At 70.0% G+C, this 24,489-nt stretch carries 22 protein-coding genes; all 22 read left to right on the top strand.

What is annotated here, in order from left to right:
• The first annotated feature begins 82 nt into the window (after positions 1-82).
• A complete protein-coding gene (locus H4Q84_RS04130; RefSeq protein WP_248582142.1) occupies positions 83-1,900 on the top strand; it encodes a penicillin-binding protein 2 in 1,818 nt (605 codons plus the stop codon).
• A gap of 118 nt (positions 1,901-2,018) precedes the next feature.
• On the top strand, positions 2,019-3,467 hold the full coding sequence (locus H4Q84_RS04125; protein WP_282580340.1) for a UDP-N-acetylmuramoyl-L-alanyl-D-glutamate--2,6-diaminopimelate ligase: 1,449 nt from the start codon (positions 2,019-2,021) through the stop codon (positions 3,465-3,467).
• Between the two features lie 5 nt (positions 3,468-3,472).
• Positions 3,473-4,858, top strand: coding sequence for a UDP-N-acetylmuramoyl-tripeptide--D-alanyl-D-alanine ligase (gene murF / locus H4Q84_RS04120; protein ID WP_248582141.1), 1,386 nt, complete (start codon positions 3,473-3,475; stop codon positions 4,856-4,858).
• Complete coding sequence (gene mraY, locus H4Q84_RS04115; RefSeq protein WP_248582140.1) at positions 4,855-5,943, top strand: phospho-N-acetylmuramoyl-pentapeptide-transferase; 1,089 nt, start codon at positions 4,855-4,857, stop codon at positions 5,941-5,943. Before murF ends, mraY begins: the two co-directional genes overlap by 4 nt.
• Complete coding sequence (gene murD / locus H4Q84_RS04110) at positions 5,940-7,412, top strand: UDP-N-acetylmuramoyl-L-alanine--D-glutamate ligase (RefSeq protein WP_248582139.1); 1,473 nt, start codon at positions 5,940-5,942, stop codon at positions 7,410-7,412. The genes mraY and murD overlap by 4 nt, the downstream gene beginning before the upstream one ends.
• Before the next feature lie 28 nt (positions 7,413-7,440).
• On the top strand, positions 7,441-8,700 hold the full coding sequence (gene ftsW / locus H4Q84_RS04105; protein WP_248582138.1) for a putative lipid II flippase FtsW: 1,260 nt from the start codon (positions 7,441-7,443) through the stop codon (positions 8,698-8,700).
• A 5-nt stretch (positions 8,701-8,705) separates the two neighbouring features.
• Positions 8,706-9,779 carry a UDP-N-acetylglucosamine--N-acetylmuramyl-(pentapeptide) pyrophosphoryl-undecaprenol N-acetylglucosamine transferase gene (locus H4Q84_RS04100; protein ID WP_248582137.1) on the top strand — a complete coding sequence of 358 codons (1,074 nt, stop codon included), beginning with the start codon at positions 8,706-8,708 and terminating at the stop codon, positions 9,777-9,779.
• A complete protein-coding gene (murC, locus tag H4Q84_RS04095; protein ID WP_248582136.1) occupies positions 9,776-11,131 on the top strand; it encodes a UDP-N-acetylmuramate--L-alanine ligase in 1,356 nt (451 codons plus the stop codon). Before H4Q84_RS04100 ends, murC begins: the two co-directional genes overlap by 4 nt.
• The gene (locus tag H4Q84_RS04090) at positions 11,128-11,892 is read left to right on the top strand and encodes an FtsQ-type POTRA domain-containing protein (RefSeq protein WP_248582135.1); all 765 of its coding nucleotides are present in this window, start codon (positions 11,128-11,130) and stop codon (positions 11,890-11,892) included. The genes murC and H4Q84_RS04090 overlap by 4 nt, the downstream gene beginning before the upstream one ends.
• A 225-nt stretch (positions 11,893-12,117) precedes the next feature.
• Positions 12,118-13,329, top strand: a complete 1,212-nt coding sequence (ftsZ, locus tag H4Q84_RS04085) for a cell division protein FtsZ (protein WP_248582134.1) — start codon at positions 12,118-12,120, stop codon at positions 13,327-13,329.
• Positions 13,330-13,333: 4 nt separating this feature from the next.
• The gene (locus tag H4Q84_RS04080; protein WP_248582133.1) at positions 13,334-14,014 is read left to right on the top strand and encodes a polyphenol oxidase family protein; all 681 of its coding nucleotides are present in this window, start codon (positions 13,334-13,336) and stop codon (positions 14,012-14,014) included.
• Positions 14,011-14,709: a YggS family pyridoxal phosphate-dependent enzyme gene (locus H4Q84_RS04075; RefSeq protein WP_248582132.1), complete on the top strand. Its 699-nt coding sequence runs from the start codon at positions 14,011-14,013 to the stop codon at positions 14,707-14,709. The genes H4Q84_RS04080 and H4Q84_RS04075 overlap by 4 nt, the downstream gene beginning before the upstream one ends.
• A gap of 58 nt (positions 14,710-14,767) precedes the next feature.
• Complete coding sequence (gene sepF / locus H4Q84_RS04070; protein ID WP_248582131.1) at positions 14,768-15,244, top strand: cell division protein SepF; 477 nt, start codon at positions 14,768-14,770, stop codon at positions 15,242-15,244.
• 5 nt (positions 15,245-15,249) lie between these two features.
• The gene (locus tag H4Q84_RS04065; RefSeq protein WP_248582130.1) at positions 15,250-15,543 is read left to right on the top strand and encodes a YggT family protein; all 294 of its coding nucleotides are present in this window, start codon (positions 15,250-15,252) and stop codon (positions 15,541-15,543) included.
• A 94-nt stretch (positions 15,544-15,637) separates the two neighbouring features.
• The gene (locus H4Q84_RS04060; protein ID WP_248582129.1) at positions 15,638-16,426 is read left to right on the top strand and encodes a DivIVA domain-containing protein; all 789 of its coding nucleotides are present in this window, start codon (positions 15,638-15,640) and stop codon (positions 16,424-16,426) included.
• A gap of 157 nt (positions 16,427-16,583) precedes the next feature.
• Positions 16,584-17,429 (top strand): TraR/DksA C4-type zinc finger protein, encoded by an 846-nt coding sequence (locus tag H4Q84_RS04055; protein ID WP_248582128.1) that lies wholly within the window; start codon positions 16,584-16,586, stop codon positions 17,427-17,429.
• Complete coding sequence (gene lspA / locus H4Q84_RS04050; RefSeq protein ID WP_248582127.1) at positions 17,402-18,004, top strand: signal peptidase II; 603 nt, start codon at positions 17,402-17,404, stop codon at positions 18,002-18,004. Before H4Q84_RS04055 ends, lspA begins: the two co-directional genes overlap by 28 nt.
• Entirely contained in the window at positions 18,001-18,939 is a 939-nt protein-coding gene (locus H4Q84_RS04045) for an RluA family pseudouridine synthase (protein ID WP_248582126.1), read from the top strand. The genes lspA and H4Q84_RS04045 overlap by 4 nt, the downstream gene beginning before the upstream one ends.
• Before the next feature lie 18 nt (positions 18,940-18,957).
• Entirely contained in the window at positions 18,958-19,662 is a 705-nt protein-coding gene (locus H4Q84_RS04040) for a GNAT family N-acetyltransferase (protein ID WP_248582125.1), read from the top strand.
• On the top strand, positions 19,659-20,204 hold the full coding sequence (locus H4Q84_RS04035; protein ID WP_248582124.1) for an AAA family ATPase: 546 nt from the start codon (positions 19,659-19,661) through the stop codon (positions 20,202-20,204). The genes H4Q84_RS04040 and H4Q84_RS04035 overlap by 4 nt, the downstream gene beginning before the upstream one ends.
• 158 nt (positions 20,205-20,362) lie before the next feature.
• Positions 20,363-23,932, top strand: coding sequence for a DNA polymerase III subunit alpha (dnaE, locus tag H4Q84_RS04030; RefSeq protein WP_248582123.1), 3,570 nt, complete (start codon positions 20,363-20,365; stop codon positions 23,930-23,932).
• A complete protein-coding gene (locus H4Q84_RS04025; RefSeq protein WP_248582122.1) occupies positions 23,917-24,474 on the top strand; it encodes a hypothetical protein in 558 nt (185 codons plus the stop codon). Before dnaE ends, H4Q84_RS04025 begins: the two co-directional genes overlap by 16 nt.
• The last annotated feature ends 15 nt before the right edge of the window (positions 24,475-24,489 follow it).

Genomic DNA, 24,489 nt, shown 5'->3' with positions numbered 1-24,489 from the left:
GTCGACCCACTTCGACCGGTAGACAGGGGGGAGAGCGTCCGCCGATCCCGACCGCCGTTCCCGAGACCACCCGGAGCCCGCCTTGCCGTCGAATCGCCCCAAGCCCACCAGCACCCGGCAGACCCGCGGTCGTCTCGCCGGTCGGCCGGCCGGCAGGGGAGCGCCGAAGGTCCGGCTGCGCTTCGGCTTCGTGATCATTGCCATGGTGCTGTCGGTGTTCGGCGTGCGACTCGTGCAACTTCAGGGCATCGACCCGCACGCCTACGCCGCGATGGCCGCGAAGGAGGGCGTCGTCGACATCGTCCTGCCGGCCGAGCGGGGCGACATCCTCGACCGCAACGACGTGCCGCTGGCCGACTCCGTCGCCGGCAAGATGGTCATCGCCGACCCGCAGATGACCCGGGACGACGCCAACGAGCTGGCCAAGATCCTCTCGACCGAGCTCGGTGTCGACTACTTCAAGACGCTCGACAAGCTGCGTTATCAGGGTGGTGAAGGTGCCATCGGTGGCCGGTTCCAGTACATCGCCCGCCGCGTCCCGTCCACGCAGGCCACCGACGTCGTCGACGAGATCGACCAGCTCGGCTACCAGGGGATCACCACCCGCGAGGACCCGGTCCGCGACTACCCGGCCGGCGAGGTGGCCGCCAACGTGCTCGGCTTCATGGGCACCGACGAGCCGCTCGGCGGCTTCGAGCGCACCTTCGACAAGCAGCTGCGCGGCACCGACGGCCAGGCGATCTACACCGAGGGCCGCGGCTACCGCATCCCGCTCGGTGAGAGCTCTACCGTCAAACCCGTCGACGGTGCGCCGCTGCGCACCACGATCGACCGCGACCTCAACTACTTCACCCAGACCGTTCTCGACGAGACGATCGACAAGTACGGCGCCGAGTCGGGCGCCGCGGTGGTCATGGACTCCCGCACCGGCGAGGTCCTCGCGCTGGCCGACGGGCCGACGTACGACCCGAACAACCCGCTCGACTTCCCCAAGGAAGACCTCGGCTCCCGCGCGCTGAGCGAGCCCTACGAGCCCGGCTCGGTGGAGAAGGTGCTCACCGTGGCCTCGCTGATCGACGCCGGCAAGGTGACGCCGCGCACCAAGATCAAGGTGCCGCCGGTGCTCAACCGGCAGGACCGGACGATCCACGACTGGTTCAGCCACCCTGACATCAGGCTGACGCTCGCCGGCGTGATCGCGAAGTCCTCCAACATCGGCACAGTGAAGGCCACCGACCTCTTCACGCCGCCCGAGCTGACCGCCTACCTGAAGAAGTTCGGGCTGGGCGAGAAGACCGACCTCGGCGTCCGCGGCGAGACCCGCGGCATCCTGACACCCGGTGACGCGATGACGTCGCAGACCAAGGACCGCGTCGCGTTCGGCCAGTCGCTGTCGGTCAACGCCGTGCAGATGACGACGGCCGTCAACACCATCGCCAACGGCGGCGTGCGCATCGACCCGAGCCTGATCCGTGGCCACGCGGTCACCGACGACGGCATCGACGTCGGCACCGACACCGCCACCGAGACGCGCGTGGTCAGCCAGAAGGCCGCCCACCAGACGATGATGATGATGGAGCGGGTGGTCGACGACGAGGTCGGCGTCGCCCCGCTGGCACAGGTCGCGGGCTACCGCGTCGCCGGCAAGACCGGCACCGCTCAGCGCGTCAGCGCCGAGTGTGGTTGTTACGACGGCTCCAACTCCGTCTCCTTCGCCGGTTTCGCCCCCGCCGACGACCCGCGCTTCACGGTCTACGTCGTCGTGCACGGCCCGAAGGTCGATGGCGGCGGTGGCTCGATCGGCGGCCCGGTCTTCTCCAGGATCATGGGCTACGCCCTCAGCCGCTACCAGGTCCCGCCCACCGGCACCCGGCCGTCGCGGCTGCCCGTCGAGTGGTGAGCCGCGGCCCCGGCGATAGTCTCCGGGCGTGGTGAGCGACAAGCCGATCCCGGTGGCAGCAGGGCAGACCCGACCACGTCGCCCGACCCCGCACGTGCTCGCCGATCTGGCGACCTGGTTGGGCGCCCGCACCACCGTGGACGTGCTGGGTGACGTGACCGTCGAGGTCACCGGCGTCACCCTCAGTTCGCAGCGCATCGTGCCCGGAGACCTGTACGCCGCCCTCCCGGGCGCTCGCGCGCACGGAGCCGACTTCGCCGGGTCCGCGCTCGCTGCGGGTGCCGTGGCCGTCCTGACCGATCCGACCGGTGCCGACCGGCTGCCACCGGGGACCCCGGCGGTCGTCGTACCCACTCCACGGGCGGTGCTCGGTCCACTCGCCGCACGGGTGTACGGCGACCCGGCGACCGGACTGCGGATGCTCGCGGTCACCGGCACCCAGGGCAAGACCACGACCACGCGGCTGGCCGAGAACGGCCTTCAGCTGGCCGGCATCCCGGCGTCGGTCATCGGCACCGTCGGCACCCGCATCCTCGGTGCCGACGTGAAGACCGCCCTGACCACGCCCGAGGCACCCGACCTGCACGGCCTGTTCGCGCTGATGCGCGAGCGAGGCGTGGCCGCGTGCGCGATGGAGGTGTCCAGCCATGCGCTGGTGATGGGCCGGGTCGACGGGGTCGTCTTCGACGTGGCGACGTTCCTCAACCTGGGTCGCGACCACCTCGACTTCCACGCCGACGTCGACGACTACTTCGCGGCCAAGGCGTCGCTGTTCACCCCGCAGCGGGCCCGGCTGGGGCTGACCAACGTCGACGACGCCTACGGGCGGCGGCTCCTGGCGGAGGCGACGATTCCGATGCGCACGTTCTCGATCACCGGCGCCGACGCCGACTGGCAGGCCGTCGACGTGGAGTCGACGGCCACCGGCTCGACGTTCACGGTGCTTGGTCCTGACGGCCTCGCCGTCGACGCGGGGGTCGGCCTGCCTGGCTCCTTCAACGTCTCCAACGCGCTGGCTGCCGTCGCCTCCTGCGCCGAGCTCGGCTTCGAGTCGGCACGCGTCGCCGCCGGCATCGCGGCCGGTGGCGGGGTGCCCGGCCGGCTCGAGCGCGTCGATGCCGGCCAGGACTTCGTGGTGTTCGTCGACTACGCCCACAAGCCCGACGCCGTCGAGGCCGCCATCGACACACTCCGTCCGCTCACTGACGGGCAGGTGATCGTGGTGCTCGGCGCCGGCGGTGACCGCGACCCGGGCAAGCGGCCGATCATGGCCGAGATCGCGGCCCGACTGGCCGACGTACTCATCGTCACCAACGACAACCCCCGCACCGAGGACCCCGCCGCGATCCGGGCCGCCATGATCGACGGGGCAGCAGGCCCGGGCGAGGTGGTCGAGATCGGCGACCGGCGCGCAGCGATCAGCGAGGCCGTACGCCGCGCGCGACCGGGCGACATCGTGCTCGTGGCCGGCAAGGGACACGAGGACGGCCAGGAGATCGACGGCGTCGTGCACCCGTTCGACGACCGCAAGGTCGCAGCCGCGGCTATCCGCGAGGTGATCCGGTGATCGCGATGAGCCTCGCTGAGGTCGCCGCGGTCGTCGGGGGAGAGGCCGTCCGTGACGACGGCGTCATGGTCACCGGGCCAGCCTTCATCGACAGTCGCGAGACGGTCCCCGGGGGGCTCTTCGTGGCCATCGCGGGGGAGCACGCCGACGGTCATGCGTACGCCGAAGGAGCCGTCGAGGGCGGTGCTGCCGCTGTGCTCGGCACTCGCGACACCGGTGTGCCGACGGTGATCGTGGCCGACCCGGTCGCCGCGCTCGGGCTGCTCGCCCGGCACGTCCTCGACGCGCTGCCCGACGTGACGGTGCTGGCGCTGACCGGGTCGCAGGGCAAGACCGGCACCAAGGACTACCTCGCCCAGGTGCTCACCGCCGTCGGCCCGACCGTGGCCACGGCCGGCAACTTCAACAACGAGATCGGTGTGCCGCTCACGGTCCTGCGGGCCACGCCGGAGACGTCGTACCTCGTGGTCGAGATGGGTGCCCGCGGCATCGGCCACATCGGCTACCTCTGCGAGATAGCGCCGCCCCACGTGGCGGCCGTCATCAACGTCGGCACCGCCCACCTCGGTGAGTTCGGCAGCCGGGCAGCCATAGCGCAGGCGAAGGGCGAGATCGTCGAGGCGCTGAGCGCCGCCGGCACCGCCGTGCTCAACGCCGACGACGACCTGACCGTTGTGATGGGGGAGCGCACCTCCGCACGCGTCCTCACGTTCGGCTCCGTCGGCGAGGTGACGTGGCGCGGCCTCGAGTTCGACGAGCTCGAGCGGCCCACCTTCGAGATCGGGTACGCCGACCGGTGGCGGCCGGTGCGCCTCGGGCAGGCCGGCCAGCACCAGGTCTCCAACGCCGCTGCGGCCGCCGCGATGGCGCTGGCTGTCGGGGTTGGCGTCGACGTGATCGCGCACGCTCTGACCGGGAGCGTGCCGGCGAGCCGCTGGCGGATGGAGCTGCACGAGCGCCCCGACGGGCTGGTCGTCGTCAACGATGCCTACAACGCCAACCCGGCCTCGATGACCGCTGCCATCCAGACGGTCGCCCGCATCGGCACCGCCCGCCAGGGACGCAGTGTCGCCGTGCTCGGCGCGATGCTCGAGCTGGGTGCTGAGTCGTCGGAGGCGCACACCGACGTCGGCCGGGTCGCGGCTCGCGCCGGTCTGGACGTCGTGGTCACCGTGGGGAGCGAGGCGGAGGCGATCGCGGCGGGGGCTCGCGACGTACCCGGGTGGTCCGGTGAGGCGATCGTCACGGCGAGCCGGGACGAGGCACTGCTCTGGGTGATGGAGAATGTGTCGGCCCCTGACGTCGTACTCGTCAAGGCCTCGCGCGGCGCTGCTCTCGAGCACGTCGCCGACGCACTGATCGCCCACCGACCTGAAGGGGACAGCCGATGAGAGCCATCCTGTTCGGCGGTGGGCTCGCCCTCGTCTTCTCACTGCTAGGCACCCGCGTCGCCATCACCGTCTTGTCCAACCATGGCTACGGGCAGGAGATCCGTGACGACGGACCGACCAGCCACCACACCAAGCGCGGCACGCCCACCATGGGCGGCATCGTCATCATCGCCTCGTCCGTGCTGGCCTACTTCCTGGCCAAGCTGATCACCGGCTCGACGCCCTCGGTGTCCGCGCTCCTCTTGCTCTTCCTCTTCGTCGGCCTCGGCCTCGTCGGCTTCCTCGACGACTTCATCAAGATCGTCAAGCAGCGCAGCCTCGGCTTGCGCAGCAAGGCCAAGATGATCGGGCAGACCGTGGTCGCCGTCGCCTTCGGCATCCTCGCGCTCTCCCCGGCCCTCGCCGACGAGCGTGGCAAGACCCCCGCTGCGCTGCACATCAGCTGGATCCGCGACTTCGAGGCGTGGAAGCTGCCGATGATCGTCGTGGTGCTGCTGATCTGGGTGATCGTCACCGGCACAAGCAACGCCGTTAACCTCACCGACGGCCTCGACGGCCTGGCCACCGGCGCCTGCGTGATGGTGTTCGGCGCCTACACGCTGGTGAACATCTGGCAGAACAACCAGTCGTGCGGCGTCAACGCGGGCCCGTCCTGCTACGAGGTGCGCGACCCGCTCGACCTCGCCGTGGTCTCCGCCGCGATCATGGGCGCCTGCTTCGGCTTCCTGTGGTGGAACGCCTCACCGGCTCAGATCTTCATGGGAGACACGGGCTCGCTCTCGCTCGGCGGCGCGCTCGCCGGCCTGGCGATCCTGACCCGCACCGAGCTGCTGCTGATAATCCTCGGGGGCCTGTTCGTGGCCGTCACCTTGTCGGTGATGCTGCAGGTGAGCTGGTTCAAGGCCACCAGACGCATCACCGGGACTGGGAAGCGGATCTTCCGGATTGCCCCGTTGCAGCACCACTTCGAGATGCTGGGCTGGGCCGAGATCACCATCGTGATCCGGTTCTGGATCATCACCGGACTGTGCGTCGCCGCCGGCCTCGGCATCTTCTACGCCGAATGGGTGGCCGGCGCCGGATGACCTCGCCACTCGACCTCGGCCGCCACGACTCCTGGGAGGGCGTGCGCGCGATCGTCGCGGGCTTCGGCGTCTCCGGTTTCGCCGCCGCCGACAACCTCAACCACCTCGGTGCGGGCGTCGTCGCCCTCGACGAGCAGACCACCGACACCATGGCCGAGAAGGCCGAGCTGCTCGAGGTGCTCGGCGCGTCGATCCGGCTGGGGGAGGGCGTCACCGCGACTCTGCCCGACGACGTCGACCTGGTCGTCACCTCGCCCGGCTGGCGACCCGACGCGCCGCTCCTGTCGCAGGCCCGGGCACGCGGCATCCCGGTCTGGGGCGAGGTCGAGCTCGCCTGGCGGCTGCGCGACCCCAACCACTCGACGCCCTGGCTCGCCGTCACCGGCACCAACGGCAAGACCACCACGGTGCAGATGCTCGACGCGATCCTGCGAGCCGCCGGGCTCCGCTCGATCGCGGTCGGCAACGTCGGCCTGCCGATCGTCGAGGCGGTCATGGACCCCGAGCCCTACGACGTGCTCGCCGTCGAGCTCTCCAGCTTCCAGTTGCACTACGCGGAGTCGATGAGCGCCGAGTCGGCCGCGGTGCTCAACATCGCCGAGGACCACCTGGACTGGTACTCCGGTCCCGAAGGCATGCAGCAGTACGCCGCCGACAAGGGCCGCATCTACGACCAGGTGCAGCGGGCGGCCGTCTACAACGTGGCCGACCCCGAGACCCGGCGACTGGTCGAGGAGGCCGAGGTCGTCGAGGGCGCGCGCGCCATCGGCTTCACCCTGGGGATGCCCGGTGTCGGCATGCTCGGGATCGTCGAGGACATCCTGGTCGACCGGGCGTTCATCGAGCAGCGCGACACCAGCGCGGCAGAGCTGTGCACCATCGCCGACCTGAACGGGGGAGTGTCGCCGCCCCCCCACCTGGTCGCCAACGCACTGGCCGCGGCCGCGCTGGCCCGGTCGCACGGCGTCTCGCAGGTCGCGGTCCGCGACGGGCTGCGTGCCTTCCGCCCCGACGGGCACCGCATCGCCCACGTGGCCAGGCTCGACGAGGTCGACTGGGTGGACGACTCGAAGGCGACCAACCCGCACGCCGCACAGTCGTCGTTGCAGGCCTACGACCATGTCGTGTGGGTCGCGGGCGGGCTCGCCAAGGGCGCGCGCTTCGACGACCTGGTGCAGACCGTGCGCGACCGGTTGCGCGGCGTCGTACTCCTCGGTCGGGACCGCCATGTCATCGCCGAGGCGCTTTCGCGACACGCGCCCGATGTGCCGGTCGTCGAGATCGGTGACGGGGAGACTGGTGACCCCATGGAGCGCGTCGTGGTGGCTGCAGGCGGTCTGGCCCGTCCGGGCGACACCGTGCTGCTGGCGCCGGGATGCGCATCGATGGACATGTTCGCGGGCTACGGCGCACGCGGCGACGCCTTCGCCGCAGCGGTGCGCAAGCGGGCCGCAGGCAGGGACGACTGACCGACCGCGAGACACGAGGAGGGGACCGATGGCCACCATTAGCCCCGAGCGCGTGAAGGTCGCTCCCGGCTCCTGGCAGGGTCGCCGTTCGGTCTCGTCCTGGTTCGCCACGGCGCGGCACGCCCTCGACCGCCCCCTCACGTCCTACTACCTGCTCCTCGGTGCGTCTGCGCTGCTGCTGACCATCGGCCTGATCATGGTGCTGAGCGCGTCGAGTGTCTCGTCGTTCCGCGGCACCGGCGACTCCTACACCGTGGTCAAGCGCCAGCTGCTGTGGGTGCTCCTCGGCCTGCCGGCCGCCTGGCTCGCGTCGCGACTGCCGCACCAGTGGATCCGTCGGCTCGCCTGGCCCGGCTACATCGTGTCGCTCACGCTGCTGCTCCTCACCACGTTCCTGGGTGAGGAGCGCAACGGCAACCAGAACTGGCTCGCCGTCGGCCCGCTGGCCATCCAGCCCTCGGAGATCGCCAAGCTCGGCCTGGTGCTGTGGGCGGCCAACATCTACGCCCGCAAGGAACGCCGCCTCGACCGCGTGCACGAGATCATGATCCCGGTGGTGCCAGGCATGCTGCTGGCCACCGTCCTCGTGGTCGCCGGACACGACCTCGGCACCGCGCTGGTGCTCTTCGCGATCCTGCTCGCCATGTTGTGGGTCGTCGGTGCACCCGCCCGGCTGTTCGTCTTCGCGGTGTCGATCATCGGGTCGGTGGCGCTGTTCTTGGCCACCACCAACAGCGAGCGCCGCGATCGTCTGACCTCCTTCGTCGACCCGTTCACCGACTTCCACGGCACCGGCTGGCAACCCGCCCACGGCCTCTACGCGCTCTCGACGGGCGGCTGGTTCGGCCAGGGCATCGGTGCCAGCACCCAGAAGTGGGGCGACCTGCCCGAGGCCCACACCGACTTCATCTTCGCGGTTCTCGGCGAGGAGCTCGGTCTGGTCGGCACGCTGCTCGTGGTCGGCCTCTTCTTCACCATCGCCTACGCCGCCCTCCGAGTCGCCCTGCACACCACCGACCCCTTCACCCGCTACATGACCTTCGGCATCATCGTGTGGTTGCTCGGCCAGATGATCATCAACGTCGGCATGGTGCTCGCCCTGCTGCCAGTCATCGGCATCCCGCTGCCACTCGTGTCGTACGGCGGGTCCGCGCTGCTGCCCTCGCTGGTGGCCCTCGGTCTGCTCGTCGGCTTCGCGCGCCGTGAGCCCGAGGCCGCTGCCGCGCTTGCCGCCCGCAAGCGCAACCGGTCCGCCGGCCTCGCTGCGAGTGGCCGGCGCCTAGGCTGAGCACGATGCACGTCCTCCTCGCCGGCGGTGGCTCCGCCGGGCACACCTCACCCCTGCTCGCCACCGCAGACGCCCTGCGCCGGCTGGCCCCCGAGACCGTCATCACCTGCCTGGGCACCCGCGAGGGACTCGAGGCACGGTTGGTCCCCGAGGCCGGGCTGCCGCTGGAGTTCGTGCCCCGCGTGCCGCTGCCTCGTCGACCGGGCGCCGACCTCTTCCGGGTGCCGGGCCGGCTCCGCGCTGCCCGCCGGGCCGCTGTCGAGGTCGTCGACCGGGTGCGCCCCGACGTGGTCGTCGGCTTCGGCGGCTACGTCTCGGTGCCGGCCTACCTCGCCGCACGTTCGCGCGGCCTGCCGCTCGTCGTACACGAGGGCAACGCGATCGCCGGCGTCGCCAACAAGCTGGGCGCGCGCTTCACGTCGCACGTCGCGACGAGCTTCCCCGACACCGCCTTGCCGTACGCGACGTACATCGGCCTGCCGATCCGGCGGATGATCTCGACCCTCGACCGGGCGGCCCTGCGCGACGAGGCGCTCGCCCACTTCGGCCTGTCGGCCGATCTGCCGACGCTGCTCGTGACAGGTGGGTCGCAGGGTGCGGCGCGCATCAACGGCGCCGTCTCGCAGGCCGCGCCGGCGCTGGCTGCGGCCGACGTCCAGGTGCTGCACGTCGTCGGGCCCAAGCACACCGTCGAGCTGCCCGCGGGCGCCGGCACCTACGTCATAGAGCAGTACGTCGACCGGATGGACCTTGCCTACGCAGCAGCCGATGCCGTGCTGTGCCGCGCCGGCAGCAACACCGTCACCGAGGTGTCGGGCGTGGGGCTGCCGGCGGTCTACGTGCCGCTGCCCATCGGCAACGGCGAGCAGGCGCTCAACGCCCGGCCCGTCATCGACGCCGGCGGCGGACTGCTCGTCTCCGACGAGGCGCTCACCCCCGAGTGGGTCGAGTCGACGCTGCCCGCCCTGCTCACCGATCGCGACCGCCTCGACGCCATGGGCGCAGCCGCCGCACACGTGGTCCCGCTCGACGCCGACGAGAAGCTGGCCCGGATCATCCTCGAGGCGGGCGCTCGATGAGGGTGCCCGTGCCCGACGTGCTGCTGCCAGCCGCCGAGCTTGGCCGCATCCACTTCATCGGCATCGGCGGCGCCGGGCTGTCGGCGATCGCGCGCATCATGGCCAGGCGCGGACTGCCGGTCACCGGCAGCGACAACCAGGACACCCCGTTCCTGCCGTCGCTGCGTGAGCTCGGCGTGACCTGCCACCTCGGCTACGCCGCCGGGCACCTCGGCGACGCCGACACAGTCGTGGTCACGACCGCCGCGCGCGACGACAACCCCGAGGTGCTCGAGGCGCAGCGTCGTGGGCTGCGGGTGCTGCCCCGGTCCGCCGGCCTGGCCGCGGTGATGGCCGGCCAGCGGGTGCTCGCCGTCGCGGGCACGCACGGCAAGACGTCTGCCAGCAGCCTGCTCACCGCTGCGCTCCTGCACGCCGGGGCCGACCCGGCCTACGCCATCGGCGGGGTGCTCTCCGCGACCGGCCTGAACGCCGACGCCGGCTCCGACGCGCTCTTCGTCGCCGAGGCCGACGAGAGCGACGGCGCCTTCCTCGTCTACTCACCATATGCCGCCATCGTGACAAATATCGAGGCAGACCACCTCGACCAGTGGGGGACCGAGGAGGCCTACCGCGCGGCCTTCACCGAGTTCGTCGGCCGCATCGACGCCGACGGCCTGCTCGTGACGTGGGCCGACTCCGACGCCACCCGCGACCTCGCCGCCGCGGCCCGGGCTGCAGGTCGTCGGGTGATCACCTACGGCCGCTCAACCGACGCCGACGTCACGCCGGCCGACCTCGAGGTCGAGCTCCTCGTGCCGGGTGAGCACAACGTCATGAACGCGCTCGGGGCGCTCGCCCTCGGCGCCGCCCTGGGTTTCGACGCAGGTTCGCTGCGCGCCGGCCTCGCGTCGTACGCCGGAACGGCCCGGCGGATGGAGCTCAAGGGCGCCGCCCGCGGAGTGCGCGTCTACGACAGCTACGCGCACCACCCGACCGAGATCGCGGGCGACCTGCAGGCAGCCCGGTCGGTGGCCGGGCCGGGACGGGTCATCGCAGCCTTCCAGCCGCACCTCGTCTCGCGCACCCGGATCTTCGGCGCCGAGATGGGCGCGGCCCTCGGTGCGGCCGACGAGGTCGTCGTACTCGATGTCTATCTCGCGCGCGACGAGGTCGACCCCGACGTCACCGGTGCGCTGGTGGCCGACGCGGTGCCTCTGCCGGAGGGCTGTGTGACGTTCGTGCCCGACTTCGACGACGTGCCTGCCGAGCTCGTACGACGCGCTTCCGACGGCGACCTGATCATCACCCTGGGCGCCGGCACCATCACCTCGATCGGCCCCCGCGTGCTCGAGCTGCTGGCGGACCGATGAGCGCCAATGCGGGAGCGGCGCCGAGCAACAAGGGCCGCGAGCGCACCCGCAGAAGGTTCGCGCGCCGCCAGTGGGCGCGCCGGTGGCTGACGTGGCGCTACGTGCTGGCCATCGTCGTGCTGGTCGCCGCCGTGGCCTCGGTCGTCTGGCTGGTCTTCTTCTCCGCCGTCCTGTCGGTCAGGTCCGTCACGGTGACGGGAGCCGACATCCTCAGCGAGCGGGAGGTCAAGAGAGCCGCCGCCGTGCCCGAGGGCGAGCAGCTCGCCGTGCTCGACATCTCCGCGATGCGGGCTCGCGTCGAGGCACTGGTCGCGGTGAAGTCGGCCGATGTGGCGCGCCACTGGCCCGATGGGGTCGAGATCAGCATCGTCGAGCGTCAGGTCGTCGCCGTCGTCGACCTTGGTGGCCGGTGGCGGGGCATGGACGCCGACGGCGTCGTCTTCCGCGACTACGAGCGCCCGCCCGGCGGCGTACCCCGCGTGCAGGTGCTCGCCACCGCCGACCGCGACGCGTTGCGCGAGGCCGCGCAGGTCATCTCCTCGCTGCCGGCCGATCTGTCCGACCGGGTCGACCATGTCGAGGTCGAGACCGTCGACAAGATCGCGCTGGTGCTGCGAGACGAGCGCCGGGTCGAGTGGGGGAGCGCGGAGGAGTCGGACGAGAAGGCCAGTGTCCTCACCGCGCTGCTCCAGGCCCGTCAGGCCAAGGTCTACGACGTCAGCGTCCCGGGCCAGCCCGTCACCAGCGACATCGCGAGATAAGTCGGCAAGTCGCGACTCTCCCGGCGTGTCTGACGAGTTCACGGGCCCGCCGTCCCTACTGTCATGACCAACGCGAGGTTGACATAACTATAACCCTCAGGTTCACGGTTAGGGTTCCAGCCCGCAGAGGTACGACGACGACGCAGATCGCTTCCCCACCAAGCGAATCCACCCGGACGTCCGGTGAGGCACCGGACCCGAAACACGGAAAGAGGCGCACCAACCGTGGCAGCAGCGCAGAACTACCTGGCCATCATCAAGGTCGTGGGTATCGGTGGTGGTGGAGTCAACGCCGTCAACCGGATGATCGAGGTCGGTCTGAAGGGCGTGGAGTTCATCGCCATCAACACCGACGCCCAGGCCCTCCTCATGAGCGACGCCGACGTCAAGCTCGACATCGGCCGTGAGCTCACCCGCGGACTCGGCGCCGGCGCCAACCCCGATGTGGGCGCCCAGGCCGCCGAGGACCACGCCGACGAGATCGAAGAGGTCATGAAGGGCGCCGACATGGTCTTCGTGACCGCCGGCGAGGGTGGCGGCACCGGCACCGGCGGCGCGCCGATCGTGGCTCGCATCGCCCGCTCGCTGGGTGCCCTGACCATCGGCGTCGTGACCCGCCCGTTCGCCTTCGAGGGCCGCCGTCGCGCCAACTCCGCGGAGGAGGGCATCTCCCAGCTCCGCGAAGAGGTCGACACCCTCATCGTGATCCCCAACGACCGGCTGCTCTCCATCAGCGACCGCAGCGTCTCGGTTCTCGACGCCTTCAAGCAGGCCGACCAGGTGCTGCTCCAGGGCGTCTCGGGCATCACCGACCTGATCACCACCCCCGGCCTGATCAACCTCGACTTCGCCGACGTGAAGTCCGTGATGGCCAACGCCGGCTCCGCCCTGATGGGCATCGGCTCGGCCCGCGGCGAGGACCGCTCGGTGATGGCCGCCGAGCAGGCCGTCTCGAGCCCGCTGCTCGAAGCGAGCATCGACGGCGCGCACGGCGTGCTGCTCTCGATCGCCGGTGGCTCCGACCTCGGCCTGTTCGAGATCAACGAGGCGGCAGCCCTGGTGTCCGACTCGGCGCACCCGGAGGCCAACATCATCTTCGGTGCCACTATCGACGACGCGCTCGGTGACGAGGTCCGCGTGACCGTCATCGCGGCCGGCTTCGACGGCGGCATGCCCAAACGTCGCGAAGGCGAGTCGGGCCTGCGTCGCCCGGCCCAGCAGACCCAGACCCAGGCCGAGACCCGGGCCGCCGTCCAGACGGCCGCGACCCAGCGCCCGGAGGCCCGGCAGCCCGCGTCGGTCGGGGCAGGTCAGTCCTCTGCACCGGCTCGTTCGTCCGAGCCGGCCCCACCCGCCACCCCGGCTGCACCGGTCCGCCAGGCCAAGCCGGTCCAGTTCGACGACGACGACCTCGACATCCCCGACTTCCTGAAGTAGGCACGTGTTCCGGTTCCGCGACACCCGGGAAGGCGACGTCCATGTGGACGTCGCCTTCACCGACTCCTCCGTCGACCTCCAGGGCCTCCGGCCCGGGTTCCCTGAGCTCCTGACCCGGCTCGAGGCAGAGATGGGCGGGCGGTTCGCCCGGCTCACGCAGGTGCACGGGGGCGACGTCATCGTCGTGGACGCGCCGATGGCCCTCAACGCCGTGCCGACCGGTGACGCCCTGGTGACCACGGCTCCACGTCTGGGCCTGATGATTCGGGTCGCCGACTGCGTGCCCGTCATGCTCGCCGACCCCGGGGCCGGAGTCATCGGGGCGGTGCACGCCGGCCGGCCCGGGATGGTCCTCGACATCGCCACCCGCACCGTCGAGGTGATGCGTGAGCAGGGCGCCCGCAACATCGTGGGCTGGCTCGGACCACACGTCTGCGGCGGCTGCTATGAGGTGCCCGAGCAGATGCGCGACGAGGTGGCGGCGGTCGTGCCGGAGTCCTACGCAACGACCACCTGGGGCACCCCGTCGGTCGACATCGGCGCCGGAGTGCGTGCCCAACTCGGCAGGGCGGGCGTCGACGTCGTCGAGGTCGGCGGCTGCACCCGCGAGGACGCCGGGTTGCACTCCTACCGCCGCGACGGTGCTGCCTCCGGTCGGCTGGCGGGCCTGGTGTGGATGGCATGAGCGAGCGCGCAGACGAGATCGCGGCCGGCCTGGCCGACGTACGCCGTCGCATCGAGGTCGCCAGTGAGGCGGCCGAGCACGACGAGCCGGCCGTGCTCGTCGTGGTGACCAAGTACTTCCCGCCCGGTGACGTGCGCATCCTGGCCGACCTCGGAGTGACCGACGTCGGCGAGAACCGGCACCAGGAGGCGCAGCAGAAGGCCCACCAATGTGCCGACCTCGGTCTGCGCTGGCACTTCATCGGCGGCCTGCAGAGCAACAAGGCCGCCGCGGTGGCGGGCTATGCCGACGTCGTCGAGTCGGTCGACCGGGTCAAGCTGGTCGCCGGGCTGCAGCGCGGTGCCCACGATCGCGGTGGAGGCGTCGACGTACTCCTGCAGGTGAGTCTCGATGCACCTGGCAGCGACCGGCGTGCAGGCGCCGACCCGGGCGATCTGGAGTCGTTGGCGATGCGGGTGGGGGAGTGCGCAGCCCTGCGGTTGAGGGGAATCATGGCGGTCGCGCCCCTCGGCGAGGACCCCGACACGGCGTTCTCGCGGCTGGGCGAGATCCGGGCCGCGCTGCTCGCTCAGCACCCGGGCGCCACCCAGCTCTCGGCCGGCATGAGTGGCGACCTCGAAGCAGCGATCAGACACGGCGCGACACACGTGCGTGTCGGCTCGGCGGTCCTCGGTCCGAGGCCCCCCGTCTTGTAGTGTCGAACCAGACGACGGTGCCCGCAGCGGGCGCCACGACGTACCGGAGGAAACTGTCATGAGCGGCGCGATGCGCAGGATCGGCGAGTACCTCGGCCTGCTCGAGGACACCGGTCGGTACGACGAGTACACCGGCGGAGCAGGCGATGACGTGACCTCGTCACATGAGCAGGTCGACCGTCGTCCCGCCCCCGTTTCCGACCTGTCCGAGCGCCGCCGTCCGGCCTCGGTCCCGACCGCCGGAGTGGTAGCCGAGTTGAGCCGCATCACGACCTTGCACCCCAGCACCTACAACGAGGCGCGCACCGTCGGCGAGGAGTTCCGCGACGGCACCCCGGTGATCATGAACCTCTCCGAGATGGACGACTCCGACGCCAAGCGTCTGGTCGACTTCGCTGCCGGCCTGGTGTTCGCCACCCGCGGAAGCATCGAGCGCGTCACCAACAAGGTGTTCCTGCTCTCGCCTCCCAATGTCACGGTGGCCGCCGAGGACAAGGAGCGCATCGCTGAGGGCGGCTTCTTCAACCAGAGCTGATCGCAGTGTTGCTCGTTGGTCAGATCCTCTACGGGATCCTCTGGTTCTTCATCGCCCTGCTGTGGGTGCGTTTCATCATCGACTGGGTGCAGGTCTTTGCGCGCAACTGGCGCCCCAGCGGGCCGCTGCTCGTCATCCTCGAGGTCGTCTACTCGCTGACGGATCCGCCGATCAAGCTGGTCCGTCGCTGGCTGCCCACGCTGCGGATAGGCTCCGTCGCGCTCGACCTCAGCTTCCTGGTGGTCATGATCGTGGCCTGGCTGCTGCTGCAGGTCGTGGTCATGGTGTTCTTCGGTTGACCCAGCAGCCCCATGGGTCACTAACCACCTGCGTGCATGTGGCGCTATTGTTCCAACGACAGATCGAACTGCCGACTAACGAATGGGTGAGGTCATGCCGCTGACGCCTGAGGACGTGAGCCTGAAGCGCTTTACTCCCGTCCGGCTCCGCGAGGGGTACGACATGGGGGAGGTCGACCAGTTCCTCGACGAGGTGGAGGCCGAGCTGGCTCGCCTCACCAAGGACAACAACGATCTTCGGGCCAAGCTCTCTTCGGCGCAGGTCTCCGGCTCGACCTCCACGCCTGCTCCCGCGCGCGTCGAGGAGAAGGCGCCCGAGCCGGTCAAGGAGCCGGAGGCGGTGAAGGAGACTCCGGCGCCCGTCGCCGCTGCGGTCGCCGCGCCTGCTGCGGTCGAGACGGTCCAGGTCCAGACGATGCCGCAGGCGTCCAACGCCGCCGCGCGTCTTCTCGAGATCGCGACCCGCAATGCCGACGAGCTGGTCGAGGAAGCCAAGGAAGAGGCCGACAAGATCGTCGGTTCTGCCCGCACCAAGGCCGAGCGCCTGGAGTCGGAGTCGAAGGGCAAGTCCGACCGCCTCGAGGCGGACGCCCGCCAGCGTTCGCAGATGCTCGACTCCGAGACGGCCGAGCGTCGCCAGCAGATGTTCGGTGACCTCGAGAAGGAGCGCGACAAGCTCAACGGTGAGGTCGAGAACCTCCGCTCGTTCGAGCGCGAGTACCGCTCCCGCCTCAAGAGCTACTTCACCCAGCAGCTCGCCGCTCTCGACGGCAACGCCGAGAGCGACGCGCCCACCACGGGTCTCGGCGGGTCGGCTGGACCCGGCGGCGAGGTGTCGGCACCCAAGCGGCTCCGTTCGATCCTCGGTGACGACGAGGCCTGAGCACCCGCATCACCCGTACGACGACGGCCGGTCCCTTCTGGGGCCGGCCGTCGTCGTACGGCGAGGCTGTTGTGAACCTCTTGTGCGAAGGGGCTATCCTCCCTGCGAGCATGTGGCAGCGGCCGCATCTTTTTCTTTTCCTCGTGAGGGGGCTCTCGTGGCTCGCAGTACGCGCAAATCGTTGACGGGTACGGCGGCTGCTGCAGCCAGGAAGATCGTCGGCCGGAAGTCAGCTGCCGCCCCCACCACGAAGAAGGCTGCGCCGGCCACGAAGACTGTTCCCGCGAAGAAGGCCGCAGCCACCAAGAAGGCCGCGCCGGCCAAGAAGACGGCGCCTGCAAAGAGGGCCGCACCCACCAAGAAGGCCGCGCCGGCCAAGAAGCCGGCGCCCGCGAAGAAGGCCGCACCCACCAAGAAGGCCGCGCCGGCCAAGAAGGCCGCGCCCGCAAAGAAGGTTGCCCCCGTGAAGAAGGCTCCGCCGGCCAAGACGGCTGCCAAGAAGTTGGCCGCACCCGCCAAGGCCGTGTCGCCCAAGCGCGACGTGGCGGCTCGCAAGACGCCCGCCACGAAGGCGCCGGTCAAGAAGGCCGCGCCGCGCAAGGCATCGGCCGGCTCGCTGGCGGTCAAGGAAGGCGAGACCGCCTGGACCAAGGGCGAGCTCAAGGAGGTTCTCGACGAGCTGCACGGGCACCGCGACCGTCTGGTCACCCTCCTCGAGGAGCAGGAGCGCGAGCTGGTCGGTCTCATGAGGGACGCCGGCGACGGCGCCGGCCACGACCAGGCAGACATGGGCGCGACCAGTTTCGAGCGTGACCACGAGCTCACCGTCGTCAACAACGAGCGGGAGATGCTGGCCCAGATCGACCGGGCCCTGGCGCGCATCGACGACGGCACCTACGGCATCTGCGAGTCGTGCGGGGAGCCCATCGGCAAGATGCGGGCCATGGCCTTCCCGCGTGCCACACTGTGCCTGCCATGCAAGCAACGGGAGGAGCGTCGCTGAACACCAGCGACCACGCCGAGTCACACCAGCCGGCGTCTACGTCACCGGGGCGAAGCCTGTGGTGGCTCTTCCCCGGCGCCGCCCTGATCGCGTACGCGGTCGACCTCGGCACCAAGACGTGGGCCGTTGGCGCCCTCGACGACGGCCGCGACCGCGAGCTCATCGGTGACCTGCTCACCTTGCACCTCACGTTCAACCCGGGCGCTGCGTTCTCGACCGGGACTGAATACACCGTGCTTCTCACCTGCCTGGCCATCGTCGCGGTCTGCCTCGTGCTGGTATTCAGCCTCCGGGTGCGCAGTGGGCTTTGGGCGGTGGCCTTCGGGCTGCTGCTGGCCGGTGTGGGCGGCAACCTCACCGACCGGCTCTTCCGTGCGCCGGGCCCGATGCGCGGCCACGTCGTCGACTTCCTTCAGCTGCCCAACTGGCCCGTCTTCAACGTCGCCGACATCTGCATCAACCTCGCCGCCGGGCTGATCATCCTGCAGACGTTCCGGGGGATCGCGCTCAACGGGTCGCGCGACCGTGACGAGCCTGCCGACGCGGGCGACCAGCCCGATGGGGCCACGTCGTGAGTGCCTTCGCCGACCATCGCACCGTGCTCGTGCCCGAAGGCCTCGCCGGCGAGCGCGTCGACGCCGCGATGGCCCGGATGTTCGGGTTCTCGCGCACCCGCGCGGCTGACCTGATCAGGCAGGGGCACGTCCAGCTCGATGGCGGACCCGTTGGCAAGAGCGACCGGGTGCACACCGGCTCGGTGCTCGACGTTGCGATCCCGGTCGAGGTCGACCCGCTCGAGATCAGGGCCGAGATCGTCGAGGGCATCAAGATCATCCACGACGACGACTCGATCGTGGTGATCGACAAGCCCGTCGGAGTCGCCGTACACCCCTCGCCGGGATGGTCCGGCCCGACCGTCGTCGGGCACCTCGCCGGGGCGGGCTTCCGGATCGCCACCAGCGGCGCCTCCGAGCGCCAGGGCATCGTGCAGCGTCTCGACGTCGGCACCTCGGGCGTCATGGTGATCACCAAGTCCGAGCGCGCCTACTCCGTGCTCAAGAACGCGTTCCGCCACCGCACCGTCGACAAGACCTACCACGCGCTCGTGCAGGGCCACCCCGACCCGCACGAGGGCACCGTCGACGCACCCATCGGCCGGCACCCACGACACGACTACAAGTTCGCCGTGATGGCCGACGGGCGCAACAGCGTCACCCACTACTCCACGCTCGAGGCACACCGCTTCGCCAGCCTGCTCGAGGTGCATCTGGAGACCGGTCGCACCCACCAGATCCGGGTGCACATGGCGGCGCTCAAGCACCCGTGCGTCGGCGACCTCACCTACGGCGCCGACCCGACGCTCGCCGCCCGGGTGGGCCTCGAGCGGCAGTGGTTGCACGCGGTGAAGCTCGGCTTCGAGCACCCCGACTCCGGAGAGTACGTCGAGTACGAGTCGTCGCATCCCGACGACCTGGCGCACGCGCTCGAGGTCATCCGGGACTCCGACTGAGGCAGACGGAGGACGCGCATGTCTGACCCTGACCTGACCATCCGGCGCGGCACGCGCGAAGACCTGGCGGCCGTGGCCGAGCTCTACCTGGTGGTGCGCAAGGCCGCCGAGCCGCTGATGCCGCCGCTGGCCCACGACGACGACGACGTCCGCGCCTGGGTCGGCGACTGGAGCCTGCACCTGCGTGAGGTCTGGCTGGCGTTCGCCGGCGACCGGCTCGTCGGCTTCGTCAACCTCACCCCGCACTGGCTCAACTCCTTGTATGTCGACCCGGCCGCGCAGCGCGAGGGTGTCGGCAGCGCGCTGCTCGACATGGTGAAGGCGCGTCTCGAGGACGGCTTCGCGCTGTGGGTGTTCGAGTCCAACACCCCGGCCCGTGACTTCTACCTGCGGCACGGGCTCGTCGAGCTCGAGCGCACCGACGGCTGGGGCAACGAGGAACGCTCGCCCGACATCAAGATGGCCTGGCCGGGGACCGACGCGGTCGGGTTCTACCGCTGGATGATCGACGAGGTGGACGACCAGATCGCCGACCTGCTCTCCCGCCGGGTCGCGCTCACCCGCGCCGTACAGCCGCACAAGACCAGTGACGAGCGTGACGCCGTCCGGGAGCGCGAGATCGCCGAGCGGATGGCTGGGAGCGCGCCCGAGCTGGGCGCCGGGCGGATCGCCCGGATCATGGATGTCGTCATCACCGAGTCGCTCGACGCCACCGACCGGTGACGGCCCGGCTCATCCACCTCAACGGCCCGCCGGGCGTCGGGAAGTCGACGCTTGCGGCCCGCTGGACCGCCGAGCACCCCGGCACCCTGAACTGCGACATCGACGTGCTGCGCACGCTGGTGGGCGGCTGGCGGGAAGACTTCTCCGGGACGGGTGAGCTGATCCGCCCGGTTGCCCTGGCGATGATCTCCGCGTACCTGGCCGGCGGCCACGACGTCGTAATGCCTCAGCTCATCGCGCGGGCGCAGGAGCAGGAGCGCTTCGAACATGCCGCGCTGAGCGTTGGCGCGCGGCTGGTCCTGGTCTTCGTCGACGCCCCGGACGAGTCGCTGCGCGTCCGCTGGCGCCGACGAACCGGCCAGGACGCGTGGGCCGCCGCGTCGGTGGCGGTGGTCGAGGCACACGGAGGCGACGAGGTCGTCGACCGCTTCGCCGGGCAGATCCGGGAACGGGCCCGTGCTCGCCCCGAAGCGCCGGTGCTGATGGCTCCGGAGGGCGAGATCGACGCGACGTACGACGCGTTGGTGCGATTGCTCGGCTGAGCATTTCGGGGCCGGGGCGAATGTCGGTGAGCCCTGCCAGAGTGACGGCGTGCGGTCCCGTAGGCTGACGTCCTTCCCCGAGACAGACGTCCGGCTGCACCTGCCGGGCTGCCTGGTTCCTGTCCGTCTCGACCCGTGTTGGGAGCAGTACCCCGCCCATGGCTGAAGGTTCTCGCGACTCCTTCGTGCACCTCCACGTGCACACCGAGTACTCCATGCTCGACGGCGCTGCCCGCCTGCAGCAACTGGCCGAACGCACCGCCGAGCTGGGCATGCCCGCGATCGCGATGACCGACCACGGCAACGTGTTCGGTGCCTATGAGTTCTACAAGAAGTGCAAGGCCGCCGGGGTCAAGCCGATCATCGGCATCGAGGCCTACTTCACGCCCAACATCTCGCGCTTCGAGCGCAAGGGCGTCAACTTCTACGACGGCGGCCCCGACGACGTCTCGGCCCGCGGCGCCTACACCCACATGACGCTGCTCTCCGAGTCGACCGAGGGCATGCACAATCTCTTCCGGCTCACCACCAGCGCCTGGCGCGACGGCTTCTTCAAGCAGCCCCGCATGGACCGCGAGCTGCTCGCCAAGCACGGCAAGGGCATCATCGGCACCACCGGCTGCCCGTCGGGCGAGGTGCAGGTCCACCTGCGCTACGGCAAGTACGACGAGGCGCGCAAGGTCGCCGGTGAGTTTCAGGACATCCTCGGCCGTGAGAACTACTTCCTCGAGCTGATGGACCACGGCCTGTCCATCGAGAGCCGGGTGCGCGACGGCCTCCTGCGGCTGGCAAAGGACCTCCAGATCCCGCTGCTGGCGACCAACGACTCCCACTACGTCATGCAGGAGGACGCCAAGAGCCAGGAGCACCTGCTCTGCATCAACTCGGGCTCCACGATGGACATCCCGGCCGGTGACGGCCCCGGCCAGCGGTTCGCGTTCAGCGGCGACGGCTACTACATCAAGAGCCCCGAAGAGATGCGCTCGCTGTGGGTCGACAAGTACGACCTGCGCGAGGCCTGCGACAACACCCTGCTCATCGCCGAGCGCTGCGACGTCTCCTTCACCGAGGGCAACGGCACCTTCATGCCGCGCTTCCCCTGCCCCGAGGGAGAGAACGAGGACTCCTGGCTGGTCAAGGAGGTCGAGAAGGGCCTGAAGTTCCGCTACCCCGGCGGCATCTCCGACGAGGCTCGCAAGCGCGCCGACTTCGAGGTCGGCGTCATCACCGCGATGGGCTTCCCGGGCTACTTCCTCGTCGTCTCCGACTTCATCAACTGGGCCAAGGAGCAGGGCATCCGGGTCGGCCCGGGCCGTGGCTCCGGCGCGGGCTCGATCGTGGCCTACGCCCTGCGGATCACCGACCTCGACCCGCTCGTGCACGGCCTGCTCTTCGAGCGTTTCCTGAACCCCGACCGCGTCTCGATGCCCGACTTCGACATCGACTTCGACGAGCGCCGGCGTGGTGAGGTCATCCGATACGTCTCCGACAAGTACGGCGACGACCGGGTGTCGATGATCGTCACCTACGGCACCATCAAGGCCAAGCAGGCAGTCAAGGACTCCTCACGGATCCTGGCCTACCCGTTCTCGATGGGTGACCGCGTCACCAAGGCGATGCCGGCCTCGGTGATGGGCAAGGACGTCCCGCTCAAGGACATCTTCGACCCCGCCCACAAGCGCTACGGCGAGGGCGGGGAGTTCCGCGCGCTCTACGACGGCGACAACGACGTCAAGCGCGTGGTCGACACCGCCATCGGCATCGAGGGCCTCAAGCGCCAGTGGGGCGTGCACGCGGCCGGCGTGATCATGTCCAGCGAGCCCCTGCTCGACATCATCCCGATGCTCAAGCGGCCTGCCGACGGCGCGATGATCACCCAGTTCGACTACCCGACGTGCGAGTCGCTCGGCCTGATCAAGATGGACTTCCTGGGGTTGCGCAACCTCACCGTCCTCGACGACGCCATCAAGAACATCGAGGCCAACCGCGGCGAGACGATCGTGATCGAGGAGCTCGAGCTCACCGACGAGGCGACGTACAAGCTGCTCCAGCGCGGCGACACGCTCGGCGTCTTCCAGCTCGACGGCGGACCCATGCGGTCGCTGCTGCGCTCGATGAAGCCCGACACCTTCGAGGACATCTCGGCCGTAGGTGCGCTCTACCGGCCGGGACCCATGGGTGCCGACTCCCACAACAAGTACGCCCGCCGCAAGACCGGGCGCGAACCCGTCGACGCCATCCACCCGGAGCTGGCCGAGCCGCTCCAGGACGTGCTGGGCGAGACCTACGGCCTGATCGTCTACCAGGAGCAGGTGATGGCCATCGCGCAGAAGCTCGCGGGCTACACCCTCGGCCAGGCCGACATCCTGCGTCGCGCGATGGGCAAGAAGAAGAAGGAAGAGCTCGACAAGCAGTTCGAGGGCTTCTCGGCGGGCATGATCGCGCGCGGCTACAGCAAGGGCGCGATCAGCAAGCTGTGGGAGATCCTGCTGCCGTTCTCCGACTACGCCTTCAACAAGGCGCACTCCGCGGCGTACGGCCTGGTGTCCTACTGGACGGCCTACCTCAAGGCCAACTACCCGGCTGAATACATGGCCGCGCTGCTGACGTCGACCAAGGACGACAAGGACAAGTCGGCGATCTACCTCAACGAGTGCCGCCGGATGAAGATTCAGGTGCTCCCACCCGACGTCAACGAGTCGGCGTCCAACTTCACCCCGGTCGGCAACGACATCCGCTTCGGGCTCACCGCCATCCGCAACGTCGGCCACAACGTGGTCGAAGGCATCGTCGGCGCCCGCGAGGAGAAGGGTCGCTACACCGACTTCAACGACTTCATGGAGAAGGTCCCCGCGCTGGTCTGCAACAAGCGGGTGATCGAGTCGCTGGTCAAGGCCGGCGCGTTCGACGACATGAAGCACAAGCGCCGGGCGCTGGTGACCGTCCACGAGACGGCCGTCGACCAGTACATCGACATCAAGAAGAACGAGGCCATCGGCCAGGACTCGCTGTTCGCGGAAATGGCCAGTCTCGACGGCGCTGATTCTTCTGGCTTCGGCGTCTCGGTGCCGGTGCCCGACATCGAGGAGTGGGACAAGATGACCCTCCTCGGCCATGAGCGCGAGATGCTCGGTCTCTACGTCTCCGACCACCCGCTGCTCGGCCTCGAGCACGTGCTGTCCAACGGCACCGACTGCACCATCGGCCAGCTGATGCTCGACGAGGAACGCGCACACGGCAGCACGCTGACGATCAGCGGGCTGATCACCTCGGTGCAGCGCAAGATCACCAAGCGCGGCGACGCCTGGGCCACCGTCACGCTCGAGGACCTCGACGGCGCCATCGAGGTGCTGCTCTTTCCGAGCTCCTACCAGCTGGCGTCGCCGTTCCTCGTCGAGGACGCCATCATCCGGGTCAAGGGGCAGCTCTCGCGCGACAAGGACCAGCCCGAGCTCCGCGGCCAGGAGGTCACCAAGCCCGACCTCTCCGACGGGCCGGCTGGCCCGGTCATCATCTCGTTGCCCGCGACCCGCTGCACGGCCGCGACCGTCGACCAGCTGCGCGAGGTGCTCGCGACGCACCCCGGCATGACCGAGGTGCAGCTGCGCCTGATGGCCCGCACGTCGACGACCGTCATGCGGCTCGATGACCGGCTCCGCGTCACCCCGACACCGGCGCTTTTCGCCGACCTCAAGCAGCTCCTCGGACCCGGATGTCTGGCGAGCTGACCCGGCCGCGCCCGCAGGTCTCCCGGTGGCTCGTGCAGGCCCTCCTGGTGCTCGTCGGCGCCGCGGTGCTCGGCTCCCTGGCGGGCGTCGTGTGGGAGTGGGTCTGGACCCCGCCCAGCGGCGTCGCCTACCAGGGCAGATTCGTCCTCGACGAGAACGGTCTGCCGGGCGAGTTCTCCGGCACCGGCTGGTACGTCGTCGTCTCGGCCGCCGCCGGCATCCTGCTCGGGGCCGGCGCGGCACTGCTCTCCCGAGACGGCGAGGTCGTGAGCCTGGTCGCGGTGGCCCTGGGCGCCGTACTCGCGGGCTGGCTGATGTTCCAAATCGGTCACTCACTGGGCCCACCCGACCCGGCCGTGCTCGCCGCGTCGGCCGACGACCTCACCGCGATCAACGGCGACCTCCGGGTCGGTGGGGCCGGCGTGCATCCGCACGTCTACACGTTCGACTCCGCGGCGTTCGTCGCGTTCCCCGCGGGGGCACTGCTGGCGTTCTCCGCCCTGGTCCTGGCGCTGACACCTCGTCGCCGTACCGGCGATTGAGGATGCCTCGACGCG

It is taken from the genome of Nocardioides sp. InS609-2, assembly GCF_023208195.1.
GTDB lineage: Bacteria > Actinomycetota > Actinomycetes > Propionibacteriales > Nocardioidaceae > Nocardioides.
The sequence above is the reverse complement of the archived record's forward strand: the minus strand, read 5'-3'. Positions and strand labels throughout refer to the sequence as shown.